At 65.4% G+C, this 23,851-nt stretch carries 23 protein-coding genes; 16 read left to right on the plus strand and 7 right to left on the minus strand.

From position 1 onward, the window contains the following. Positions 1–2 precede the first annotated feature (2 nt). Positions 3–812 (minus strand): cell division ATPase MinD, encoded by an 810-nt coding sequence (gene minD / locus QQ977_RS06735; RefSeq protein ID WP_285928361.1) that lies wholly within the window; start codon positions 810–812, stop codon positions 3–5. 153 nt (positions 813–965) lie between these two features. Between minD and prf1 the strand changes: the two genes are divergently transcribed. Beyond that, positions 966–2,225, plus strand: coding sequence for a peptide chain release factor aRF-1 (prf1, locus tag QQ977_RS06740; RefSeq protein ID WP_285928362.1), 1,260 nt, complete (start codon positions 966–968; stop codon positions 2,223–2,225). Positions 2,226–2,311: 86 nt separating this feature from the next. Here prf1 and QQ977_RS06745 read toward each other — a convergent pair whose 3' ends face one another. Continuing rightward, entirely contained in the window at positions 2,312–2,656 is a 345-nt protein-coding gene (locus QQ977_RS06745) for a DUF5789 family protein (RefSeq protein ID WP_285928364.1), read from the minus strand. A 107-nt stretch (positions 2,657–2,763) separates the two neighbouring features. Here QQ977_RS06745 and QQ977_RS06750 point away from each other — a divergent pair, with 107 nt between their 5' ends. Then, the gene (locus QQ977_RS06750) at positions 2,764–3,510 is read left to right on the plus strand and encodes a creatininase family protein (protein ID WP_285928365.1); all 747 of its coding nucleotides are present in this window, start codon (positions 2,764–2,766) and stop codon (positions 3,508–3,510) included. Between the two features lie 11 nt (positions 3,511–3,521). Here QQ977_RS06750 and QQ977_RS06755 read toward each other — a convergent pair whose 3' ends face one another. Both QQ977_RS06755 and QQ977_RS06760 read right to left on the minus strand, forming a co-directional pair. Then, the gene (locus QQ977_RS06755) at positions 3,522–3,962 is read right to left on the minus strand and encodes a DUF5790 family protein (protein WP_285928366.1); all 441 of its coding nucleotides are present in this window, start codon (positions 3,960–3,962) and stop codon (positions 3,522–3,524) included. Between the two features lie 114 nt (positions 3,963–4,076). After that, complete coding sequence (locus QQ977_RS06760) at positions 4,077–4,439, minus strand: dihydroneopterin aldolase family protein (RefSeq protein WP_285928368.1); 363 nt, start codon at positions 4,437–4,439, stop codon at positions 4,077–4,079. 112 nt (positions 4,440–4,551) lie between these two features. On the opposite strand from QQ977_RS06760, the gene azf reads away from it, so the two are divergent. Then, the gene (azf, locus tag QQ977_RS06765; RefSeq protein ID WP_285928370.1) at positions 4,552–5,313 is read left to right on the plus strand and encodes an NAD-dependent glucose-6-phosphate dehydrogenase Azf; all 762 of its coding nucleotides are present in this window, start codon (positions 4,552–4,554) and stop codon (positions 5,311–5,313) included. A 41-nt stretch (positions 5,314–5,354) separates the two neighbouring features. Here azf and QQ977_RS06770 read toward each other — a convergent pair whose 3' ends face one another. Then, complete coding sequence (locus QQ977_RS06770) at positions 5,355–5,549, minus strand: DUF7554 family protein (RefSeq protein WP_285928371.1); 195 nt, start codon at positions 5,547–5,549, stop codon at positions 5,355–5,357. An 84-nt stretch (positions 5,550–5,633) separates the two neighbouring features. Between QQ977_RS06770 and QQ977_RS06775 the strand changes: the two genes are divergently transcribed. The 13 genes from QQ977_RS06775 to QQ977_RS06835 all read left to right on the plus strand — a co-directional run bounded on the left by QQ977_RS06775 (position 5,634) and on the right by QQ977_RS06835 (position 19,032). Further along, positions 5,634–6,722, plus strand: coding sequence for a helix-turn-helix transcriptional regulator (locus QQ977_RS06775; RefSeq protein WP_285928372.1), 1,089 nt, complete (start codon positions 5,634–5,636; stop codon positions 6,720–6,722). A gap of 303 nt (positions 6,723–7,025) precedes the next feature. Next, positions 7,026–8,264, plus strand: coding sequence for an argininosuccinate synthase (locus tag QQ977_RS06780; protein WP_285928373.1), 1,239 nt, complete (start codon positions 7,026–7,028; stop codon positions 8,262–8,264). Position 8,265: 1 nt separating this feature from the next. Continuing rightward, positions 8,266–9,720, plus strand: coding sequence for an argininosuccinate lyase (gene argH, locus QQ977_RS06785; protein WP_285928374.1), 1,455 nt, complete (start codon positions 8,266–8,268; stop codon positions 9,718–9,720). A gap of 249 nt (positions 9,721–9,969) precedes the next feature. After that, positions 9,970–10,134, plus strand: coding sequence for a lysine biosynthesis protein LysW (gene lysW / locus QQ977_RS06790; RefSeq protein ID WP_247108592.1), 165 nt, complete (start codon positions 9,970–9,972; stop codon positions 10,132–10,134). 58 nt (positions 10,135–10,192) lie between these two features. Continuing rightward, on the plus strand, positions 10,193–11,065 hold the full coding sequence (lysX, locus tag QQ977_RS06795; protein ID WP_285928375.1) for a lysine biosynthesis protein LysX: 873 nt from the start codon (positions 10,193–10,195) through the stop codon (positions 11,063–11,065). Further along, positions 11,065–12,108, plus strand: a complete 1,044-nt coding sequence (gene argC / locus QQ977_RS06800) for an N-acetyl-gamma-glutamyl-phosphate reductase (RefSeq protein WP_285928376.1) — start codon at positions 11,065–11,067, stop codon at positions 12,106–12,108. Before lysX ends, argC begins: the two co-directional genes overlap by 1 nt. 76 nt (positions 12,109–12,184) lie before the next feature. Next, positions 12,185–13,057 (plus strand): acetylglutamate/acetylaminoadipate kinase, encoded by an 873-nt coding sequence (locus tag QQ977_RS06805; RefSeq protein WP_285928377.1) that lies wholly within the window; start codon positions 12,185–12,187, stop codon positions 13,055–13,057. After that, positions 13,054–14,214 carry an aspartate aminotransferase family protein gene (locus QQ977_RS06810; protein WP_285928379.1) on the plus strand — a complete coding sequence of 387 codons (1,161 nt, stop codon included), beginning with the start codon at positions 13,054–13,056 and terminating at the stop codon, positions 14,212–14,214. The genes QQ977_RS06805 and QQ977_RS06810 overlap by 4 nt, the downstream gene beginning before the upstream one ends. After that, a complete protein-coding gene (locus QQ977_RS06815; RefSeq protein ID WP_285928380.1) occupies positions 14,211–15,275 on the plus strand; it encodes a [LysW]-lysine hydrolase in 1,065 nt (354 codons plus the stop codon). Before QQ977_RS06810 ends, QQ977_RS06815 begins: the two co-directional genes overlap by 4 nt. A gap of 18 nt (positions 15,276–15,293) precedes the next feature. Then, positions 15,294–16,211 (plus strand): ornithine carbamoyltransferase, encoded by a 918-nt coding sequence (gene argF / locus QQ977_RS06820; protein ID WP_285928381.1) that lies wholly within the window; start codon positions 15,294–15,296, stop codon positions 16,209–16,211. A gap of 87 nt (positions 16,212–16,298) precedes the next feature. Then, positions 16,299–17,558: a threonine synthase gene (gene thrC / locus QQ977_RS06825; protein WP_285928382.1), complete on the plus strand. Its 1,260-nt coding sequence runs from the start codon at positions 16,299–16,301 to the stop codon at positions 17,556–17,558. Positions 17,559–17,644: 86 nt separating this feature from the next. Then, positions 17,645–17,971, plus strand: a complete 327-nt coding sequence (locus QQ977_RS06830) for a hypothetical protein (RefSeq protein ID WP_285928383.1) — start codon at positions 17,645–17,647, stop codon at positions 17,969–17,971. Between the two features lie 176 nt (positions 17,972–18,147). Next, a complete protein-coding gene (locus QQ977_RS06835) occupies positions 18,148–19,032 on the plus strand; it encodes a transcription initiation factor IIB (protein WP_285928384.1) in 885 nt (294 codons plus the stop codon). An 83-nt stretch (positions 19,033–19,115) separates the two neighbouring features. Here the strand turns inward: QQ977_RS06835 and QQ977_RS06840 are convergent, their stop codons facing one another. Both QQ977_RS06840 and QQ977_RS06845 read right to left on the minus strand, forming a co-directional pair. Beyond that, on the minus strand, positions 19,116–19,490 hold the full coding sequence (locus QQ977_RS06840; RefSeq protein WP_285928385.1) for a hypothetical protein: 375 nt from the start codon (positions 19,488–19,490) through the stop codon (positions 19,116–19,118). 123 nt (positions 19,491–19,613) lie between these two features. Beyond that, complete coding sequence (locus tag QQ977_RS06845) at positions 19,614–23,828, minus strand: LAGLIDADG family homing endonuclease (protein ID WP_285928386.1); 4,215 nt, start codon at positions 23,826–23,828, stop codon at positions 19,614–19,616. Between the last annotated feature and the right edge of the window lie 23 nt (positions 23,829–23,851).

Consider the following 23,851-nt stretch of genomic DNA (forward strand, 5'->3'; position numbering starts at 1 on the left):
GATCAGCCGAGATCCGATTCGGCCTCCGTGATCGCACTCGAGACCTCGTCGTGAGACGTCGTCGTGTCGTCGTCACCGTCGTCGGTGTCGGCGACCGCCACCTCGAGATCGGCGAGCTCTGCAGCGAGGCGTCGGTAGGCCGTCGCCGCGGGACTGTCGGAGTCGTAGACGACCAGTGGCGTCCCGGCGTAGACGCTGTCACGGACGGTCGGATCCTCGGGGACCGTTCCGAGCAGGGACACCTCGAGTCGGTCGGCGATCTCTTCATAGGAGACGTCAGAGGCCGGTCGGGTTCGGTTGATGACGAGCCCTTCGATCGTCCCGCCGGCGCGGTCGGTCAGCTCGATCGTCTTTTTCGTGTCGTGGACGGCTGCGGGTTCGGGCGTCGAGACGAGGACGACGGCGTCGGCGAGTCCGAGTGGCAACACGGTCTCGTGGCTCACACCAGCTCCGACGTCGAGCAACACGTAGTCGAACTCCGAACGGAGGCCGTCGACGACCTCCCGGAGTTTCTCCGGCGCAGTCGCCGCGTACTCGGTGAGGTCGGTGCCGCTCGGGACGGCGACGATGTCGTCCGTGAGCGTATACGTCGCCTCCGCGATCGGGACCTCGCCGGCCAGGACGTCGTGGAGGGTGTGCGAGTCTGGACGCAAACTGACGAACCCGGCGAGGTTTGCCATCCCGAGGTCGGTATCGACGACGGCGACGCGCTCGCCTGCCTGTGCGATGGCCGTGCCGATGTTCACCGTCGCCGTCGTCTTTCCGACACCGCCTTTGCCACTCGCGATGGCGTACACCGTCTGCTGGGACATATTCGTTGTCTGGACAGTGTGACGGGAACACCTTAACTTCTTACAGGCGGTGTCGACTCGCTCGAGCGGCGCTGCACGCGTACCGATTCCGGAAACTCCACTGCAGTCGGCGTGTCAAAGGATACTTACACGCAGCACCGTTTTGTTTACTCGATGAGCCAGGAGGGCGAGCAGGACCACTCCGACCGGAAGAAATACGAGTTTCGGAAGGTCATCGAGGACTTAAAGAGCTACGAGGGGTCGGGGACACAGCTGGTCACGATCTACGTGCCCGAGGATCGCCAGGTCAGCGACGTCGTCGCCCACGTCACCCAGGAACACAGCGAAGCGGCCAACATCAAGTCCAAACAGACCCGGACGAACGTCCAGGACGCGCTGACGAGCATCAAAGACCGGCTCCGGTACTACGACACCTATCCGCCCGAGAACGGTATGGTGCTGTTCTCGGGTGCCGTCGACTCAGGCGGCGGTCGGACCGAGATGGTGACCAAGGTACTCGAGAACCCGCCCCAACCCGTCGAGTCGTTCCGCTATCACTGCGACTCGGATTTTCTCACCGAGCCGCTCGAGGAGATGCTCGCCGACAAGGGTCTGTACGGCTTGGTCGTGCTGGATCGGCGCGAGGCGAACGTCGGCTGGCTCCGTGGCAAGCGGGTCGAACCCGTCAAATCCGCCTCTTCGCTCGTCCCCGGCAAACAGCGAAAAGGTGGCCAGTCCGCACAGCGATTCGCCCGCCTGCGCCTCGAGGCGATCGACAACTTCTACCAGGAGGTCGCCGGGATGGCAAACGACCTGTTCGTCCCCGAACGCCACGACTTAGATGGCGTCCTCGTCGGCGGTCCCTCGCCCACCAAAGACGAGTTCCTAGACGGCGACTACCTCCATCACGAACTCCAGGACAAAGTGATCGGCAAGTTCGACGTCGCCTACACCGACGAATCCGGCCTCTACGACCTCGTCGACGCGGCCGAGGACGCCTTAGCCGACGCCGAGGTGATGAAAGACAAACGGGAGATGGAGGAGTTCTTCGAGGAACTCAACGCCGGCAATCTCGCGACCTACGGCTTCGAGCAGACCCGTCAGAACCTCGTGATGGGATCGGTCGACCGCCTGCTGATCAGCGAAGACCTGCGCGAGGACGTCGTCGTCTACGACTGTCCCGACTGTTCGAACACGGACTACGTGACGATCGATCGTCGCAAGTCGACGCCAGAACACACCTGCAGCGAGTGCGGAGCCGAAATCGAAGCCGACGAGGACGACCGCGAGGACGCCATCGACCACCTCATCGAGATCGCCGAACAGCGAGGGACCGAAACGAAGTTCATCTCGACGGACTTCGAGAAGGGCGAACAGCTCTACAACGCCTTCGGCGGCGTCGCGGGTATCCTCCGGTACTCGACCGGCGTCTAGGGCTAGTACCGTTCCAAGCGTCGACTGATGAGTGAAACCGAGTGCGGTTGACCGGTTTCACTCATCAGTTCAGGCTTTGAACGCCACTAGAACGACTCCTGATCGCCCTGTCCCTTCTGTCCCGGTGCGCCCTCTTCCTGTCGACTCTCACCCAGTGCCGGAGAATCCCGGTCGCTGTAGTTCTTGCGCCCGATTGCCTCGTCGCCGACCATGTTCATGATCGCCCCCTCGACTTCGTCGTATGATCTGTACTCCTCCTCGTTCAGCGGTCCGATGAGTTCCTCGAGCGTCGTCGTCTCCTCGGCTACCTCGAGCTCTCGATCCCCGTACGCCGAGAGCAGTTCGTCCTGGCTCGCGGGGTAGTCGTGGTCTCGCAGCTGCGTGGCGAGGTCGCCCAGTTCGACGCCGAGTTCGCGGTTCTCGTCGCTCATACGGGAGTCGTACTCGGACGAGCAGATAGCGGTTGGGCCTGCGTTCGCGGGGCGGCTCGGTCGCGTCGAACGCCGTTTACAAGTCGGCGGGAACCGTCGCCGACGGTATGGAACTCGCTCGCGCTACCTGGACCGAGGTGGCGACACTCGAGACCGACCTCGCAGTCCTTCCGGTGGGCAGTACGGAACAGCACGGGCCACACGCCCCGCTCGGAACGGACGCGATCGCCGCCGAGGCGGTCGCCGAGGCCGGCGTCGACGCCTTCGACGGCGAGGTCGCCGTCGCACCGACCGTTTCGATCGGCGTCGCCGAGGAACACCGCCACTTTCCGGGGACGATGTGGGTCTCGCCCGACACCTTTCGGGCGTACGTCCGGGACGCCGTGGAGAGTCTGGCCTCCCACGGGTTCGATCGGGTCGTCCTCGTCAACGGCCACGGCGGCAACGTCGGCCCGCTCCGGGAGGTCGCCGGGACGATTTCTCGTCACGACGACGCCTACGCCGTCCCGTTCACCTGGTTCGACGCGATCGGCGAACACGGCACCGAGATGGGCCACGGCGGACCCCTAGAGACCGCGATGATGAAACGAATCGATCCCGACCTCGTTCGGGAGGACCGACTCGAGGACGCCCGTGAGGGCGCAAGCGACGGCTGGGGAGCGTGGACGAGCGGAACGAATCTCGCGTACGACTCGGCTGCGTTTACCGAAAACGGCGTCGTCGGCGATCCGACGGCGGGAGACGCCGAACTGGGCGCAGAGCTACTCGAGCTCGCGGCCGACGCGCTGGCGGAGCTGCTCGAGGCGGTCGCGGACCGAGACCGCTCGGAGCCTACGTATCGGGCCAACGAGTAGGATAGCTAGTACTACTCTGTGGCGTCTGCATCGCACTCGTCGTCGACGTCGACACCGTCGTCTCCGGCGTTCTCGAGGCTGCTTCGCAACGCGGGAACCGTGGTGGTGAGGTCGCCGACCTGTTCGCTCGCCGTCTCGAGATCCGCGATCGTCTCCTCGAGTTCGTCGATCTCGGCTTCGAGATCCGCGGCGTCCTCGAAGGCGTCGGCACGTTCGCCCATCGTGTACCACTTCTTTGCGTCCCGGAGGTGCTCGGCGGCGTCGCCGGCGTCCAGTGCCGTCTTCAGTCCGTTGAGCACGCCCAACACGTTGTCGGCGTCGGTCTCCCAGACGTCGTCGGCTGCCGGCAGCGCGTCCCAGGCGTCGGCCAGCGAGGATTCGACGTCCGCACGCATCTCGGTTGCCGCCTCGCCGAACAGTTCGTCGTCGTCGCCGAGCGTCGCTTGGCTCATGTCATCTCCTTCACGCTCACCGTGGTTAAAAGATCGCCCGAAAGTGAAAGTGAAATCTCGACTCTGAGGCGACTTGCCGCGAAAGTAGCCGATCGATTCCGAAAGAGATGTCCTCTATCGATTGGTCCTCCGGACCGAGACGATTCGCATCAGCGGGTAGCCGTCGTCCATCTCCATGCGGGTGTGGACCGTCCGGCCCTCGTAGTCGACGTCGATCTCGACCTCGAGAAACCGGCCCGTCAGTTCGGTGTAGTCGGCGCTCGAATCCTCCAGAGCGTCCGCGAGTTCCTCGCGCAGGATGTCGACGCGAACCGCCTCGCAGTGGGGCTGGTTCTCGATCGCCTCCTCGATCGCCGTCTCGAGACTCGCCGCACTCGCCGGCGAGACCGGGGTGCCGGCGAACTGGTGGTACAGCGAGCCGAACTTGATACCCGCCTCGAAGCAGGCGCGTTCGGCACCCGTCGGATCGTCTGCCATGATCGGCTCGAGGTCGGCGACCGGAATGGGCGTTGCGGTCGGTGGACGGCCACGACGGCGGCGACCGGAATCGCACGTTACTTATTGGCGCTGTCCGTTCTTTCGACCGAGAATGGCACAGTCGGTTCTGCTCACCGGGGCGGAAGGACACGTCGGGGAGGCGATCCTCGACGGGCTCGCCGACGCCTACGAGTGGCGGTTGCTCGATCGCGATCCCCCGACGGGCGACCCGCCGGGAGAGTTCGTCGTCGCGGACATCACCGATGAGGCAGCCGTCCGCCAGGCGATGGAAGGCGTCGACGCGGTGCTTCACGTCGCAGGTGACCCCCGTAAGACCGCACCCTGGGAGAGCGTGCTCCCGAACAACATCGACGGCACCAAGGTCGTCTACGACGCCGCGGTCGACGCTGGCATCGAGAAGGTCGCGTTCGCCTCCTCGAACCACGCCGTCGGTCACTACGAGACCGACGAGCGCACGCCAGAGATGTACCGCACGGACGACGAGTTCCGCCTCGATGGCACCGAACTCCCCCGGCCGGGCAACCTCTACGGCGTCTCGAAGGTCACCGGCGAAGCACTCGGGCGGTACTACCACGACGAATACGGCCTCTCGGTCGTCAACGTCCGCATCGGCAACTTGACGAAGGGTCATCCGCCGATCGACTACGAGCGCGGGCAAGCGATGTGGCTCTCCTATCGCGACTGTGCTCACCTGTTCGATCGCTGTATCAAGGCCGACTACGACTACGAGATCGTCTACGGTATCTCCGACAACGACCGGAAATACTACTCCCTCGAGCGCGCGAAAGAGGTCCTCGGCTACGAACCGCGGGATAACTCCGCAGAGTGGGACGGCGACGAGATGGTGGCGTAGATGCGTCCAGTCCGCGTTCAACACGCTGACTGCCGTCCCCTCTACAGCCGATCGAGTAACCAGAGCACGATCAGGACCGCGATCATCAGCTGGACGAGAACGAAAAACGGGCCAAGCAGTGCCGCGATACCGCTTATCAACGTCTGGAGAACGCGGAGAACGAGCAACACGGCGACTAACACCAGGATGATCTTCAACAGGGTCTCGACCTCGAGTTCACCACGCAGACCGGGCATACGTTCACGTACGTGTGACTGTTTGAAAAATATCCGGTTCGCACTCGGAAAGATCTATTTGGGCGGACACACCATCACTGTGTAATGGACGAACGGGGGCTTGGGGTGTTGCTGTGCTGTCTCGTGGTCCTTGGTGGCCTGCTCGCAGCAGCCCCGGCGATCGCCGCCGACGAGCGCGGAGCCAACACGCCGAATGCGATCTTTCAGACGGAAGACGAGCCCTCACTCGAGGGATACGACGATCTAGAGTACCGGATCGAACTCCACGAGAACGGCTCCGCATCGTGGACGGTCGAGTACCAGTACCGACTCGACGACGACAACGACACCGTCGACTGGGAGAGACTGGAAGCAGACGTCAACGAGAACCGGGAGGCGTACCTCGCGGCGTTCGAGGAGCGCTGGGATGAAACGCTCACCGAGGCCGAGAACGAAACCGACCGAGAGATGCAGGCTACGGACTTCTCGCTCGAAACCGACGAGAGCGCGGCGGCTCACGAGTACGGCTACGTCCGCTTTACGTTCGAGTGGGATTCGTTCGCCCACGTCGAGGTCAACCGGATCGAAGCCGGCGACGCGCTCGTCGGATTCGAACTCGACGAGCGGATCAAACTCGACGTCTCTTGGCCCGAGGCGTACAACGACAGCGCGATCGAACCCCAGCCGGACGACCGCCGCGAGACGGCCGCGATCTGGGACGGCGAGGAGACCGACTTCCGCGAGGACGAACCTCGAGTCGAGGTGATCGAGACGGGCGGAGCGCCGGTTGAATCGCCCGATGAGTCCGAATCACTCGTGTCGCTGCCGTTGCTCGCCGCCATCGGCGTCGCCGTTGTCGCGCTGATCGGCGCAGCGGGGTGGCTGGTCACGAGAAACGGCCGCACCGAGATCGACGCGGAGACGTCCTCGAGCGACGACCCCGATGCGACCGATGCGACGCCACCTCCGGAGCTGTTGAGCAACGAGGAGCGAGTCCTGCGCTTGCTCGAGCAACACGGCGGTCGGATCAAACAACAGGACGTCGTCTCAGAGCTAGAGTGGACCGAGGCGAAGACGAGCCAGGTCGTCGGCGAACTCCGGGAGGCAGGTGAGATCGACGTCTTCCGGATCGGCCGCGAGAACGTGTTGACGTTACCCGACAACGAAGTGACGGTGCCGGACGACGAGGAGTGAACCGGGTGCGGAATCGATCTGGCGAACGCCGTTCCGACAGACTTTAATAACGACGCCGTAGTACGGCCGTACAGATGCATTTGACCGCGTCCACCGCCGCTGGCGACGTCGATAGCGACGCGGCCCGAACTCTGCGACGACTGCGACGGGGCCGATAGGCCCACACTATCCTCCACTCCGTTTCCCGTCGTTCGTTCCTCACAGAAATCCACTGATTCTGTAGGTAGCTCCTGCTTCGAATAAAAATTACGTGGCTGAAATCAGTGAACTTAAGTCCGTACGGGAACTGGATTCGAGTACGACATGACACGCGTGGCACTTGCGTTCTCGGGCGGGCTGGACACGACTGTCTGTGTGCCGCTGCTCGAGGAAGAGTACGGATACGACGACGTGATCGGCGTCACCGTCGACGTCGGCCAGCCGGCCGCGGAGTTCGACGAAGCCGAAGCAACCGCCGAGGCACTCGGCCTCGAACACTACGTCGTCGACGCGCGAGCGGAGTTCGCTCAGCTCTGTCTCGAGAGCGTGCGCGCGAACGCGACCTACCAGGGCTACCCGCTTGGCACCGCACTTGCACGCCCGGTGATCGCCGAGGCGATCCTCGAGGTCGCGAAAGAACAGGACTGTGACGCCGTCGCCCACGGCTGTACGGGCAAGGGCAACGACCAGCTGCGCTTCGAGGCGATCTGGCGTGACTCGGATCTCGACGTCTACGCGCCCGTGCGCGAACTCGGACTCACCCGCGAGTGGGAACAGGAGTACGCCGACGAGAAAGACCTCCCCGTCGAAGGGGGCAGCGGCGGCGACTGGTCGATCGACACCAACCTCTGGAGTCGGTCGGTCGAGGGCGACGACTTAGAGGACCCGAGCTACGTGCCGCCGGGGGACATCTACGACTGGACCGACGATCCCTCGGGTGAGACCGACGAGATCGAGATCAGCTTCGAGAACGGCTACCCCGTCGCCGTCGATGGCGAGGAACTCGAACCCATCGCGCTCATCGAACAGCTGAACGAGGTCGCCGGGGCCTACGGCGTCGGTCGCACCGACATGATGGAAGACCGTATGCTCGGGCTGAAGGTCCGGGAGAACTACGAGCACCCCGCCGCGACGACGCTGCTTGCCGCCCACGAGGCCCTCGAGGGACTCGTTCTCACCCAGGAGGAACGCCAGTTCAAGACCCAGATCGACAATCAGTGGGCCCAGAAGGCCTACGAGGGACTGGTCGACGCGCCGCTCGTGTCCGCCCTCGATGGGTTCATCGCGGAGACCCAGAAACGCGTCACGGGAACGGTGACGATCCGCTTCGAGGGCGGCCGGGCCCGCCCGGTCGCTCGCGACAGCGAGTACGCCGCCTACTCCGCCGCCCACGCTTCCTTCGACACCGAGACGGTCGGGAAGATCGAACAGGAAGACGCCACCGGCGTCGCCAAGTACCACGGCTTCCAGCGTCGCCTGGCCAACGAGTCGATCGCGGCACTCGGCGGCGAGGACGAGACGACCGACGTGGCAACCGACGGCGGCGACGCCGACGAGGACTAACATGACCGACGAGGGGACAGACGAAAGCGTCGTTCGCCGCGATCGCTTCAGCGGCGGCCCCGCGCGCTCGTTTCTCTCCTCGCTTGCGGCCGACCGGCGGATCTTCGCGGCCGACCTCGCGGTCGACCGCGCCCACGTCGTGATGCTCGCGGAGTGTGACGTCATCGGCGACGACGTCGCCAGCGAGATCTTAGAGGCGCTCAAGGAGATCGAAGCGGCCGGCCACGACGACCTCCCGGACGGCGAGGACGTCCACGAGGCGATCGAGACCGCCGTCATCGAGCGGATCGGTCCCGATGGTGGGAAGATGCACACCGCCCGCTCGAGAAACGACGAGGTCGCGACCTGCATCCGCTACCGGCTGCGCGAGGACGTCCGCGAGGCCCTCGAGGCGACGCGTGGCCTGCGCGAGGCCTTGCTCGAGGTCGCCGACGAGAATCGAGAGACGATCATGCCTGGCTACACGCACCTCCAGCCCGCCCAGCCGACGACGGTCGCCCACTGGGCGCTGTCCTACGAGGCGGCCGTCCGGCGCGACACGGCCCGGCTGCTCGAGGCCTACGACCGGATCAATCAGTCGCCACTGGGCGGGGCGGCCTTTGCGGGCACCACCTTCGAGATCGACCGCGAGCGCACCGCCGAGTTGCTCGGCTTCGAGTCGGTCGTCGAGAACTCGATGGACGCCGCCTCGAGCCGGGACTTCTTGCTCGAGACGATCCAGGCGCTGTCGACGCTCGCGACGACGCTGTCGGGACTCGCCGAGGACGTCATCATCTTCGCGAATCGCGGCTTCGTCTCCCTCTCCGACGACTACGCCTCGACGTCGTCGATCATGCCCCAGAAGAAGAACCCGGACACGCTCGAACTCGTCCGTGCGGTCGCGGGCGACGCGGCCGGCGAGGTCCAGGGGCTGACCACGACGCTAAAAGGATTGCCACGCGCGTACAACCGCGACCTCCAGCGTGCAACGGGCCACGCCTGGGAGACCGTCGACGCGGTGACGGAGGCGACCGAGGTCGCCGCGGGCGCGGTCGCGACGGCCGACTGGAACGAAGAAGTCCTGGCCGACGCCGCCGGCGAGGGCTTTGCGACGGCGACCGGTGTCGCGGATCTGCTCGCTGCCAACGGAGTGCCGTTCCGGACGGCTCACGAAGTGGTAGCATGGGCGGCGGAAAACGGCGCGGACTACGATGCCATCGAGGCAGCCGCCGCCGAGATCCTGGAAGACGACCTCGAGAGCTGCGTCGAGCCCGCGGCCGTCGAGGCGGCGCTCGAGCCGGCCGAAAGCGTCGCCAGCCGGAACTCCCGTGGCGGCCCCGCACCCGCGGCCGTCGCGACGACGCTCGAGTCGGCCCGTGCGGACCTCGACGCCGACGAGGCGGCGCTTGCGGACCTCGCAGCCGACCTCGAGGACGCAGCCGAGACGCTTCGGTCGGAGGTGGCCGGGTATGTCTAAGCGCGTTCACGTCGGTTCCACGGGGAATACGGCGGGGAATCACGGCGAACACCGACCGAACGGGCCGGTTTCGTCGTATCGACCGCCGCCGCGATCCCCGCGAGGGGATGAACTACCTACTGAATGATATACGGGATACAAACGGCCGCAAAGTTCGGTTGAAACACGCATAGAGGATACTCCGGGTTCTATAAACTTCCTGGTAAGTTCGAAGGGTTTAAGGTCGATGCTCCCAGAGTTGGGAATACAATGACCGAATGTCCCGAGTGTGGGGCCGACGTAACCCTGCACGACGACCTCGAAGTGGGAGAGATCGTCGACTGTACGACCTGCGGTGCAGAGCTGGAAGTCGTCGACGTCGAGCCACCAGTCCTCGAGCGAGCGCCGGAGCTCGAAGAGGACTGGGGTGAGTAACCTTGACCGCGGTCGCGACACAGTCGCTTTCCGCTGATCCCGACCAGGGGTGGTTCGCATGAACGTCGGCGTACTCTATTCCCGGATCCGCAAAGACGAGAAACTCCTGCTCAACGAGCTGCGCGAGCGGGGCCACGACGTCGAGAAGATCGACGTCCGCAAGGAGACGTTCAGCATCTCCGAGCCGCCGGCGGCGTTCGCCGACCTCGATATCGTCGTCGACCGCTGTCTGGCGACGAGCCGGAGTCTCTACGCCACGCGGTTCTGTGAGGCCTACGGCGTTCCCGTCGTCAACAGCAACGGGACCGCCGAGGTCTGTGCGGACAAAGTAAAGAACAGCTTAGCGCTCGAGGAGGCGGGTGTGCCCACGCCCGAGACGGAGGTCGCGTTCACGAAGGAGTCGGCCATGGAGGCCATCGAGAGCTTCGGCTACCCCTGCGTGCTCAAACCCGTCGTCGGCTCGTGGGGGCGGCTGATGGCCAAGATCGACTCCCGGGACGCCGCCGAGGCCATCCTAGAGCACAAGGCGACGCTCGGCCACTACGAGCACAAGGTGTTCTACGTCCAGGAGTTCGTCGAGAAACCCGGCCGCGACATCCGCGTACTCGCCATCGACGGCGAGCCCGTCGCGGCGATGGCCCGCTCGTCCGAGCACTGGCTCACCAACGCGGCCCAGGGAGCCGAGACCGACGTCTTCGAGCTCGACGACGAGGCGAAAGCGCTCGTCCAGCAGGCAAGCGACGCCGTCGGCGGCGGTCTGCTCGGCGTCGACCTCATGGAAAGCGGTGACGGATACACCGTCCACGAGGTCAACCACACCGTCGAGTTCAAGGCCTTAAACGACGCCGTCGAGGCGGACGTGCCAGGTCAGATCGTCGACTGGCTCGAGACGAAAGTCGAGACCGAGGACACCGCGGAGGTGACCGCCTGATGGGCGAGACCGTCACCGCCTCCGTCGTCGGCGGCAGCGGCTTCACCGGCGGCGAGCTGCTCCGGCTGCTCGATGGCCACCCGAACGTCGAACTCGCACAGGCCACCAGCCGGAGCTACGCCGGCAAGAGCGTCGGCTCGAAACATCCGCCGCTGCGCGGCGAGGACCTGCGGTTTACGCAGCCGGACGAGTTAGAAAGCGTCGACGTCCTCTTTACGGCGACGCCTCACGGCGTCTCGATGGAACAGATCGACGACTTTCTCGAGATCGCCGACACCGTCGTCGACCTGTCGGCGGACTTCCGGCTCGACACCGAGGCCCAGTACGACGAGTGGTACGACGGCCACGACGCACCCGAATACTTAGAGCAGGCCGAGTACGCCCTGCCGGAGATCAACCGCGAGAACCTCCCCGGGGCCGACCTGATCGCAAGCGGCGGCTGTAACGCCACCGCGACGATCCTCGGGCTCTACCCACTCGTCGAGGCCGGCATCGTCGACGGGGACCAGCAGATCGTCGTCGACGTGAAAGTCGGCTCCTCGGAGGGTGGCGCGGGTGGCGGCGAGGCCTCCTCGCATCCGGAACGGTCGGGCATCGTCCGACCGTACGCGCCGACTGGCCACCGTCACGAAGCCGAGATCGAGCAGTTCCTCGAGACTTCGGTCTCGTTCACCTGCCACGCCGTCGATATGACCCGTGGCGCGAGTGCGACGAGTCACGTCTTCCCGTCGGGGCCGGTCTCGAAGGGCGACCTCTGGCAAGCCTACCGTGGCGCATACGAGGACGAGCCGTTCGTCCGGATGGCCGCCGGCGGCTCCGGGGTCTATCGCTATCCCGAACCGAAGGCCGTCGCGGGCACGAACTACGCCGAGGTCGGCTTCGAACTCGATCCCTCGAACAAACGCGTCGTGGTCTTTTCGGCGATCGACAACATGATGAAGGGATCGGCCGGCCAGGCCGTCCACGCGGCAAACGTCGCGCTGGGCTTCGAGGAGACGGCCGGCCTCGAGTTTACGGGACTGCACCCGGTGGGAGCACCATGAACTCGCTTCGCTCGTTCGTGATGATTCGAGGGAGCCGCATCGCTTCTCTCAGCGCTCGCCACCGGAGGTGGCTCGCGTGACTGTCGTCGTGAAAATCGGCGGCGCACGCGCCGTCGATCCCGAAGGTGCGCTCGCGGACGTCGCCTCCCTGGTCGACGAGGGTGAAGACGTCGTCCTCACTCACGGCGGCTCGACTGCCGTCGACGAGATCCTAGAAGAGCTCGGCGAGGAGCCCACCTACGTCGAGACGCCCGGCGGCGTCGTCGGCCGCTTCACCGACGAGGAGACGATGGACGTCTTCAAGATGGTAATGCCGGGCAAGCTCAACACCGACCTCGTCGAGAGCCTCCAGAACGAGGGCGTGAACGCGGTCGGCCTCTCGGGGACCGACGGCAAGCTGCTCGAGGGCAAGCGCAAATCGGCCGTCCGGATCAAAGAGGACGGCAAGAAGAAGATCAAACGCGGCGACCACTCGGGCAAAATCGAGTCCGTCAACGCGGACCTGCTCGAGACCGTCCTCGCTGGCGGCTACACCCCCGTCGTCTCCGTCCCGATGCTCGGGAAAGAGAAGTCCGGCGGCTACACCGCGGTCAACGCCGACGCCGACCGCGCCGCGGCCGCGATCGCGGGCGCACTCGAGGCCGACCTCGTTCTCCTGACCGACGTCTCGGGGATCTACGAGGACCCCGACGACGAGTCGACGAAGATCGACGCGGCGTCGACCCCCGCGGAGTTCGAGACGGTCAAATCCGCCGCGGAGGGGTTCATGACGAAGAAGGTCATGGCCGCCGAGGAAGCCCTCGAGGACGGCGCGAGTTCGGTCGTCGTCGCCGACGCCAATAGCGAGGAACCGATCTCGAGTGCACTCGCGGGTGAGGGGACGACCCTCGAGCCCGGGGTGCTCGCGGACGAAACGGAAACGGAAACGGAAACGGAGGCTGCAGAATGAGCGACCACGACTTCGTCTCCGGCAGCAAGCCGATCGGAATCGAACGCGGCGACGGGCCGTATCTCTACAGCACCGACGGGACGGCGTACGTAGACGCGGGCGCGAGTTTCGCCTGCACACCGCTTGGACACAGCCATCCGGCTGTCGTCGACGCGGTACAGGAACAGGTCGGCAGGCTGACGTTCGTCGACTCCTCGTTCCCGGTCCAGTCCCGCGAGGACGCCTACGCCGCGTTCGTCGCGTCGACGCCCGAAGGCCTCGAGTCGGCCTGGTTCTGTAACTCCGGCACCGAGGCAAACGAGGCCGCGCTGAAGTTCGCCCGCTCGGCGACCGGCGACTCGACGATCGTCGCCGCGACCCGTGCGTTCCACGGCCGAACGATGGGTGCGCTCGCGGCGACCTGGAAGGACACGTACAAGAAGCCGTTCGAGCCTCTGGCCGGCGACGTCGAGTTCGTCCCCTACGGCGATAGCGAGGAACTCACGGCGGCCGTCGACGACGAGACGGCGGCCGTCATCCTCGAGCCGATCCAGGGCGAAGGCGGGATCAACGTCCCGCCCACGGGCTACCTCGAGACCGCCCGCGAACTCACCGAGGAAGCAGACGCGGCGCTGGTCTTCGACGAGGTCCAGACCGGGATGGGCCGGACGGGTTCGATGTGGGCCTGTCAAAACGTCGGCGTCACGCCCGACATCCTCACGACGGCGAAAGGCCTCGGTAACGGTCTGCCCGTCGGCGGCGTCGCCGTTCGGGACTGGATCGCAGACGGCGCGGGCTCGCACAACGCCACCTTCAGCGGCGGCCCCGTCGTCACCGCGGCGGTCCACGCGACGATCTCGACGCTGGTCGAAGAGGAGTGGCCCGCCCACGCCGCCGGGATGGGCGACTATCTCGCGGGCGAACTCGAGGCGACCCTCGGTGACGAGGTCCGCGAGGTCCGCGGCGAGGGACTGCTCGTCGGCATCGAGTTGAAACGGGGGGCCAACCGCGTCGCTCGTGACCTGGCGATGAACCACCAGGTGCTCGCGCTGCCGGCGGGTCGGACCGTCCTGCGCCTGCTGCCGCCGCTGGTGATCGACCGGGAAGAGGCCGATCAGCTCGTGGACGCGTTAGGCGCGGTCGTCGCACCAGAGACGGACGCCGAAACCGAATCATGAACGCGAGCACGAGCGACCCGACGAACGTCTCACTCGAGGCGGCCCGGGAGCTCCTCGTCGATCTCGTCTCGACCCCCTCGCCCTCCGGCGAGGAACGCGAGGCGGCGAAACGGCTCGTCGACTTCTTCGAGGCCCACGACCGGGAGGCCAGGATCGACGGGATCGGCAACGTCCGTGCGCCAGCCGACGATGCCGTTCTCCTCACCTCGCACATCGACACCGTGCCGGGTGACATCCCGGTCGAGGTCGAGGAAAGCGGCGACGACGAGATCCTCTGGGGTCGTGGCAGCGTCGACGCGACGGGGCCACTCGCCGCGATGGCGGTCGCCGCCGTCCGCACGGGGGTCTCGTTCGTCGGCGTCGTCGGCGAGGAGGTCGACTCCCGTGGCGCACGCTACCTGGTCGAGAACCGCGAGGAGCCTGCGGCCGTCGTCAACGGGGAGCCCTCCGGCGTCAACGGCATCACGCTCGGCTATCGCGGACTGCTCGCCGGAACCTACGTCGCGACCAGCGAGTCCGGGCACACCTCCCGTCCCGACCCGAACGCGATCCAGCACGCGATCCGGTGGTGGACCGCCGTCGAGGAGACCTTCGAGGCCGACGAGTACGACCCCATCTTCGAGCAGGTGACGACCAAGCCGGTCGAGATCGACGGCGGCACCAGCACGGACGGCCTCTCCGTTGAGACGACGATGGACGTCCAGTTGCGGGTCCCGCCCGAACTCGACACTGATGCGGTCCGCGAGACCGCCGAAGCCGAACTCGAGGTCGGCACCGTGACCTGGAAAGACGCCGTCGAGCCGGTGATGACGAGTCCACGCACCGAGGTCGCACGGGCGTTCCGGGTCGCCATCCGCGAGGTCGGCGACGAACCGCGTCTGCTCCGAAAGACCGGCACCAGCGACATGAACGTCTACGCCGGCGCGTGGGACTGTCCGATGGTCACCTACGGCCCGGGCAACTCAGAGCTCGATCACGCACCCGACGAACGCCTGTCGCTGTCGGCGTACGACCGCTCGATCGCCGTCCTCGAGCACGTTTCGAAGACGCTTCAGGAGTAATACGATCCGATACGATACATGACCGAACCACGACACTTTCTCACCGTCGACGACCTCTCGCAACCGGAACTGCTGTCGGTACTCGACCGCGCCGAGGAGTACAGAACCGCCGTCGCAAACGACGAAGACCACCACGAGCTCGCCGGACAGACGCTCGGGATGCTCTTTCAGAAACCGAGCACCCGTACCCGGGTCTCGTTCGAGACGGGGATGACCCAACTCGGCGGCCACGCCGTCTTTCTCGGCAAAGACGACATCCAACTCGGTCGCGGCGAGCCGCTGAAAGACACCGCACGGACGCTCTCGCGGTACGTCGACGGCGTGATGGCCAGACTGTTCGAACACGAGAACGTCGAGATCCTGGCCGAGTACGCCGACGTCCCCGTCGTCAACGGACTCACCGACGACGCTCATCCCTGTCAGATCCTCGCGGACCTGCTGACGATCCGCCAGCAGTTCGGCGACCTCGAGGACGTCTCTGCGACCTGGATCGGCGACGGCAACAACGTCGCCCAGTCGTTCGTGCTGGGCTGTGCGATCGCCGACATCGACCTCACCGTCGCGACTCCGCCCGAACACACCGTCGACGACGCCGTCCTCGAGCGAGCGGCCGAACTCGGAGCCGAACCGGAGACGACGACTGATCCCGTCGAGGCGGTCGCGGGCACGGACGTCGTCTACACCGACGTCTGGGTGAGCATGGGTCAGGAGGACGAACGCGAGATCCGTCTGCGTCGCTTCGACGGCTTCCAGGTCAACCAGGAGTTGCTCTCGAACGCTCCGGAAGCCGTCGTCATGCACTGTCTGCCCGCCCACCGCGGCGAGGAGGTCACCGACACCGTCTTGGAGGGTGATCGCTCGATCGTCTTCGACCAGGCCGAGAACCGGCTGCACGCACAGAAAGCGTTGCTCGTCGAACTGCTCGGTGACGACTGATCCGGACTTTCGAACGCGGGTCCATGTCCGTCCCGTCTCGAGTCGAACCCACCCCACTTTTCTCTCTCGACCCCCTCCCCGGGGACAATGAGTCTTCGTCTATCCGCGACGACGCCGGAGACGCCGACCGAGGCGACCGACGGCACCTGGCTCGAGTGTATCGAGTGTGCCGAGAGCTACGCCCCCTTCGAGGACGTCCGCTACACCTGCGACGAGTGCAACGGCCTGCTCGAGGTCCGCTACGACGAGCCCCCGACGTTCGACGAGTTCGAGGGCGAGGGCGTCTGGCGCTACGACGCGGCCCTGCCACTCGAGTCCGGCGTGACGACCCAGGAGGGTGCGACGCCGCTTTACGAGGTCCCTCGCCTCGAGGAATCGGTCGGCGTCGAGGCCCTGCGGATCAAACACGAGGGGATGAACCCAACGGGGTCGTTCAAAGACCGCGGGATGACCGTCGGCGTCGCCGTCGCTCGTAAACTCGGCGTCGACCGGCTGGCCTGTGCCTCGACGGGCAACACGAGTGCCGCGCTCGCGGCGTACGGTTCCCGGGCCGACATGGAGACGCTCGTCCTCTTGCCCGCCGGGAAAGTCGCCGCCGGGAAGGTCGCCCAGGCGAGTCTCCACGGCGCTCGCATCTTGGAGGTCGACGGCAACTTCGACGCCTGTCTCGACGTCGTCCAGGAACTCGCCGAACGCGGCGAGGCTTACCTGCTGAACTCGCTGAATCCGTTCCGGCTCGAGGGCCAGAAGACGATCGGGCTGGAGATCCTCGAGGGGTTCCAGGCCGACTACGGCGTTTGGCCCGACCGAATCGTCCTCCCGGTCGGCAACGCCGGCAACACGGCGGCGCTGTACAAGGCCTTTCGCGAACTCGTCCAGGCAGACGAACTCGAACCCGAGGACGTACCTAAACTCACGGGCGTCCAGGCCGAGGGCGCAGCGCCGATGGTCGAAGCGATCGAGAACGACGCCGACGAGGTCCGTCGCTGGGAGGAGGTCGAAACCCGCGCAACCGCGATCCGAATCGGCAACCCCGTGAACGCGCCGAAAGCGCTGCCGGGCATCCGCGAGACCGGCGGCACCGCAGTCAGCGTCACGGACGGGGAGATCACCGAAGCCCAGCGCGACCTCGCCACGGAAGGCGTCGGCGTCGAACCCGCCTCTGCCGCCTCGGTCGCCGGGCTCCGGAAACTCCGCACCGAGGGCGTCGTCGGCGACGACGAACGCGTCGCCTGCCTGACGACGGGCCACCTGCTGAAAGACCCCGACGCCGCCGCCGCGGCCGGCAACGATCCCGAGCCCGTGCCCGCTGATACGAAAGGCGTGCTCGAGCACCTCGAGAACTGAGTCGGCGGCCGAACGACGCGCGTCAGACGCGTCTGACGTCAGACTGACTGACTTTTTTGGTCGACCACACAGTACGTTCGTCCGCGATGTCCATCGATCCCCGAGCTCACGGCTACACCGCAGCCACACCGTCGGCGCACTCTCCCGGTCACGGGTTCGACTCCGGCCCGCGAATCCGCCACCATAGCCCCCCAGGTACTCGTCAACCGCTTGCCGACCGCATCGAACGTCTGCAGTTGCGCGCACGGGTCGCTGCCCTCGAGTACGCACTCGCCGAGAGCGAGCGCCAACGACAGGCGATCATCGACCAGTACGAACTGCTCCTCGAGACCGACGACGAGTCGACCGTCAGCGAATCAGACGACGGCCTGCTGGCCCGCGTGTGCCAAGCGTCGGTCACACTCGGCCGGTAGCCGTCCGGATCGTCCGCGGTCGTGTACCGAATCGACCTCGTACGCACCTCTTATGAGGTCGTGAGAGCGAGTTCCCCAGCCGCGCAAGGTACCGTTACCAGATATATCATTCAGATACATGGAAGCATTTTAATAATACTATAGTTTAAGTTAGATGGTGTGCGGAAGAATTACCGATGAGCGAACCTGATACGATTCCTGTCTGTGCCGAGTGCGGCGGGCGCTTGCGGACGCTGGCGACCGAAACCGTCTGCGAGGAGTGTGGACTCGTCACCGCGAGGGATACGATCGATCGCGGTCCCGAGTGGCGGACGTTCGACGACGAAGACGAAGACCGGAAGCGAACCGGCGCGCCGCTGACTCGATCGCGTCACGATCGTGGACTTTCGACGGAGATCGGGTACGGATCAGCGGTGCGACTCACCGGTCGCAAGCGCCGCCAGCTCGCGCGAATGCGCCGAGAGCACGACCGTGCGCGGATCCCCTCGACAGCCGACTCGAACAGAGTGTGTGGCTTCACCGAGATCCGGCGCGTCGTCTCGCAACTGTCGTTGCCGATCGACGTGCGGGAGCAAGCCTGTGCGCTGTTCGAGTCCGCTCAGTCTGCGGATCTACTCCGTGGTCGCTCCATCGAAGGCTTTGCCGCCGCGGCGATCTATGCGATCTGTCGAACGCTCTCGATCGCCCGAACGGTCGACGAGATCGTCGCCATCGCACGGGCAGACGAGGGCGAGCTCGTGGCTGCGTACGATGCGCTCAACCGTGAGCTCGGGTTGCCGACGGGCCCGATCGATCCCGCCGAGTACCTCGCTCGGTACGCGTCGAAACTCGAACTCGAGACGGCCGTCGAACGCCGCGCACGCGAACACGTGGCGGCGCTTCGCGACGCCGAACGTATCGGCGGCAAGAACCCAAGCGGCGTCGCCGCGGCCTGTCTCTACGCCGCTGCCGGCGACGACGACGCGACACGAACCGTCACGCAGGCCGACGCGGCGGCCGTCGCCGACGTCGCTCCGGTGACGATTCGATCGACCGTCGACGATCTCCGGAGTCTCTTCTGAGACGGACCGCTGCCAGTGCCGGCACGAGCAGATCGCGGCTGTGCCAGGACGTCGGTACGGCAACCGTTGGCGGGCCGGGCTGGCTACTCGTCGTCGAACAGCACCCGATCGCGCATCTCCGGCGGCATCGGATGGTCCGTTCCGGCCGCGAATTTCGGATACGGCGTGTGCTCGTTCTCGCGTTCCTCGAACGCGACGGCCGCCTCGTAGGCCCGCCGATAGTCCGGCCGATCCACATCGACCGGCTGGACGCGTCGCACCTGCACTGACTCCCCGTGTTTGACACGCAGGCGAAACGCGAGAAACGCCCCGAACTCGGTCGCCTCGAGCAGGACAGCTCGACCGAACCGCCTGCTGACGGTCTCTTCGTGTGCGTTACAGATGTTTCGAAGCGTCTGGCGTGCCCCCGGTGTGTCGGCAATGACGAGAAACGCCGCCCGGCTCCCATCCACAACCATGGTTAGTGGTAGCAATAACTAATTAAAATTCTTTACTGTTCCCGTTGACACGAGCGCGGCGGCGTCGCGCCGTGTGGCTCGTCCCATCCGGAACGATCGCGGACGTGCCGACACCGACCGGTCTCAGGTCGTCCGCAGCGTATCCGTGCTCGGCTCGTACACCTCGCCTTTCTGTTTGAGCTTCTCGATCTCGTGTTCGGCTTTCGAGCGGTCCAGACCGACCTCGTCGGCTCGCTCGAGCACCACGTCGGTCGGCGCGCCGTCGTCGTACTCCTCCTCGACGTCGCTGATGAGCTGTTTGAGGTTCTTGATCCGATCGCGCTGGGATTTGGAGGTCCCGGCCTCGACGATGTCGGCGTCGAACTCGCCCGTCTCGGGGTCGACGCCGATGTCCTGGAGACACGACCGGACGATCTCGATCACTCGTTCGGCGTCGGCTTGCTCGACCGTATCCGACAGCCGCACCCGGGCGCTGGCCTCGGAGAGCCGAACCAGCGCCTCGAGTTTCCGGGCCGTGACCGGCACCGGCGCGTCCTCGTCGGTGCCTTTCGCACGCAGGTCGACGTAGAAGTCCCGGATCGCCTCCCGGGCCTCCTCGGTCATCCGCGGGTGACAGTTCTGTTTCGCGTAGGCGACGTACTTGCGCAACAGTTCGGCGTCGATCACCGGATCGACCTGGTCGGTCATCTCCTCGATCTCCTCGGCGGAGACCTCGAGCGAGGGCATCTCCTCGCGCTGGGTCGTCAACTCGCCCGCGTAGTTCGTCGTCAGAATGTGCTCTGCGAGGTCGCGATCTTTCTCCTCGTCGGGCTGGTCGGTGACCGTAAAGATCAGGTCGAACCGCGAGATCAACGCCGGCTCGAGGTCGATCTGCTCGCCGATGGGCTCGTACTGGTCGAACCGGCCGTACTTGGGGTTTGCCGCGCCCAGCAGCGAACAGCGCGACTGCAGCGTCGCGTTGATGCCAGCTTTCGAGACCGAAATCTTCTGTTGCTCGAGCGCTTCGTGCATGGCACTGCGGTCCTCGGAGTTGTGGACGACCATCCCGTTCGCGACGAAGTTGTGCGTGCCCTCGACAGTGAGGTCGTAGACGAACTCGAACGTGTCGCCGTCGATCCGGCGAACGTCGGTGATCTCTCGCGGTTCGACGTCACGAAGACCCGAGTCCGCGGACGATTCGACGAGTACGGCACCACCATCGGTCACAACGGTGGACTGGTTGCAGGGCGCGAGCGTCTCGTCTCCTGGCTCGAGGTCCGCCGCGGCCCGCTCGGTGACGTCCCCGTTCTCGTGAACGAAAAACGGATGATCGGGTGTCGACCGAACCCAGTTCCCGTCTTCCGTGACGACCTCGACCAGTTCCGACGGCGCGTCGTACTGGTGGATGGCGGTCACCGGGCGTTCGACGATCGTTCCGTCGTCAGCCATCGTGCGAACGGAGCGGTCCACGTCGCGAATTGTTCGCCCGTTCTCGAGCTCTTCAACGGTTCCCTCGGCTATCGCGTCGTGGGCCAGTTCGCGGATTTCCACCTCTCCACCGGATGTCGAGACGGTCGAATCGCCGGTGACACACCGCATCTTATCGAGCTCGTCGACTGCGGCGATCCCCTGGTCGGCGAGCACCAGCGCGCCGGCCTCTAAGGTCCACTGCTGGCCGTCGCCGAAGTCGTCGCGAACGGCCGCGGCCGTGTTGTGCGTGACGACCCCGTTCGCGAGGAAGTTGTGCGTCTCCGGAACGGTGAGGTCGAACACCTCTTTCTCACCGGTATCGACCGCCGCGACGACCTCGTCCCAGCGGAGGTCGGCCTCGACCGCTTCCTCGACGATCGACTCGGCGTCGCCAAGGTCCCGATCCTCGAGCATTCGGCGGGCTCGCTCCCGACCGGGGTTGTCACCCCGATTGAAGTTCATGTAGTATTCGCCTCCCGCAGCGTCGACGGCGGTCAGAACGCTCCCGACCGGAATCGTCTCGCCGCGCCGCTTTGCGTCGCCGACGACGCGCTCGAGCGCGGCCTGCTTCGTCGGACAGCCGAACCCGATCGCGTCCGCGAACCGATCGATGTCCGTCCCGTAGCATTCGAGGTGGTACTGGACGTGGTTCGACTCGATCTCGTACCCGTTCTCGAGGACGGAGACGCCACGCCGGTCGCGTTCGCGGACGCGAGCGCGGACGCCGTAGGTCTCGAGCATGAGCTGTACCTGCCGGGCGAACGTCTCGCTGATCGTCGAGAGGTGGATGCTCGAGCCGCCGTTCGTCCGTGCCGAGACGGAGCCGTCGGCATCCATCAGGCCACGAAGGAACGCGTCGGCGTGTTCCGCGGTCGCCAGTGCCGGATCGAGTTCGAGGTGGGCTTTCGGCGTCTCCATCCCGACGTTGGAGACGAACCTGGCGATCGTGGCGCTGTGGACCCGGATACACGGGACCCTGTCGTCCTGGTACTCGATCACGGGGCGCTTGTCGAACGTCTCGTCGAAAATGTCGACGGCGCGCTCCAGGATCGCCTCGTCGCCGTTCGAGATCCGGACGTGACCGCGATTCTCCCCGCGCCGGGAAAGCATAATATCGCCGTCACCGAAGACGAGTCCGAGCAGGTAACACAGGTCCTCATCGAACTCGTCAGGGATGCGAACGCTGTCGCCGTGTCGGAGCATCGCCCGGTCGATCGACAGCTCCTCGAGGTCGACGTCGATCGCCTCGAGTATTCGTCCGAGTCGATCCAGCGGGACGTGCCGGTTCGGAACCGTGTCATAGAGGAAATCCTCGGTGAGATCGAGTGCGGCCGCCGCGTCCCGGAGCGTCCCGAACTCCTCGCACAACCGCCGGCGAATCAGGGCGACCGACTCGTCGTCGAGTTTCAGCTTCTCGTTCGTGAACTCGAAGTAGTCCTCGATCGGAGGCGTCGATCGGTCGACCCCGTCGTATCTGGGGGCTGCGACGTACTCGCCGGCCTCGACGTCAGCGATCGGTTTCCACTCGAGGCCGTCGTTGCCACATGTCAGGACCGGCGTGTTTCGCGAGGCCTCGAGTTCCTTGCCGCGTGCCGTCTCGATACGGCGACACTGCTTCGGCGGCATTCGCCAGACGTGTGACGTCGATGCGGTCTCGAGCGTTCCGCCGTCGCGATCGAACGTGTAGAGTTCGATCTCGTCCTCGACGGCGGTTTCGGCGTCGACCGGTTCCGGGAGCCGTCGTTCGACGACGTTCCGGATCTCCGCGAACCCGTTCTCCGTGTGGACCAGGGTGTCACCCGTGACACAGAGACCGGCCGAGGACGAGCCCTTCCCAGAGGTGTAGACGGACCTGGGCGCGATGTTCTGGATGTAGCCCAGCATCTGCGACTTGCCCGTACCCGGATCCCCGATCAGCAGCATGTGCAGGTCCCCGCGAATCCGCGAGCCGTCGGGTAACTGCTTCGTCACACCCGAGAACAGCTGCAGGATCATCGCGAGCTTCTCCTGGTCGTAGCCGTAGATCGAGGGCGCGACGGAGCCGATCATCTGCTCGTAGATGTCCGACGACTCCGAGAGGCGGACGATCTCCGCTTTGTCCTCGTCGGTGATGTCCATGTCCTCGAACTGCTCTTCTTCGATCTCGACCGCGACCCCCTCCATGTAGAAATCGAAGATGGGCGACTTCTCGCCCTGGTTGGTCTGTTGCTCGAGTCGCAAGACGCCGGTCGCGGAGACGTGGTCGCCAGGGGTGACCTCCCCGGTGATATCGTCTTCGACGTGGACGTCGATCGACTGGGGGGTCTCCCCGCCTCTAAGCCCTTCGGGACTTTCTTGGATGCGAAGCTTCTGGGCGTCGACGAACTCGGACTGGTCGAAGTTGACCTGGAATGGTCCCTGGCGTTCACAGCCCTGGCACTCGTGAGGCTCCTGGAAGTCACCGGTCGACTGGGGAACACGGTTCAGGGTGCCACAGAGCTGGCATTCGAAGGCTGCTTCCTCGATTTTTGGGCGGACGTCGGTGGCCTTGCGGACGATCCCCCGGACCTCGACGAGCTGGTTCATGTGGCGCGCGCGGATGTCCCGAATCTCGGGCGACTCCGTCTCGGGGAGGTTCCGCACGCGGACGTGTGCCTGACCGAGGCTCACGTCGATCGGTAAGTCGTACAGCCGGAGCGCTTCCTCGGCGTAGCGCTGGAGCTGCTCGGGTTTGTTGAGATAGTCGTCGGCGAGGTCGGGATCGTACCGATAGAGGTCCTGCCAGTCGACGTACAGCGAGCGCTGTTCGGTCGGATATCGCTGCGCAAGCTGCTTGATCCCGTTGTCGTAGTAACTCCGGAAGAACTGCTCGAACGCATCGACGAGCTCGGAGGTTCCCGCTTGCGCCATTGCACTGGGTTAGGTGCGCCATC

This window comes from Natrialbaceae archaeon AArc-T1-2 (assembly GCF_030273315.1).
Classification (GTDB): Archaea; Halobacteriota; Halobacteria; order Halobacteriales; family Natrialbaceae; genus Tc-Br11-E2g1.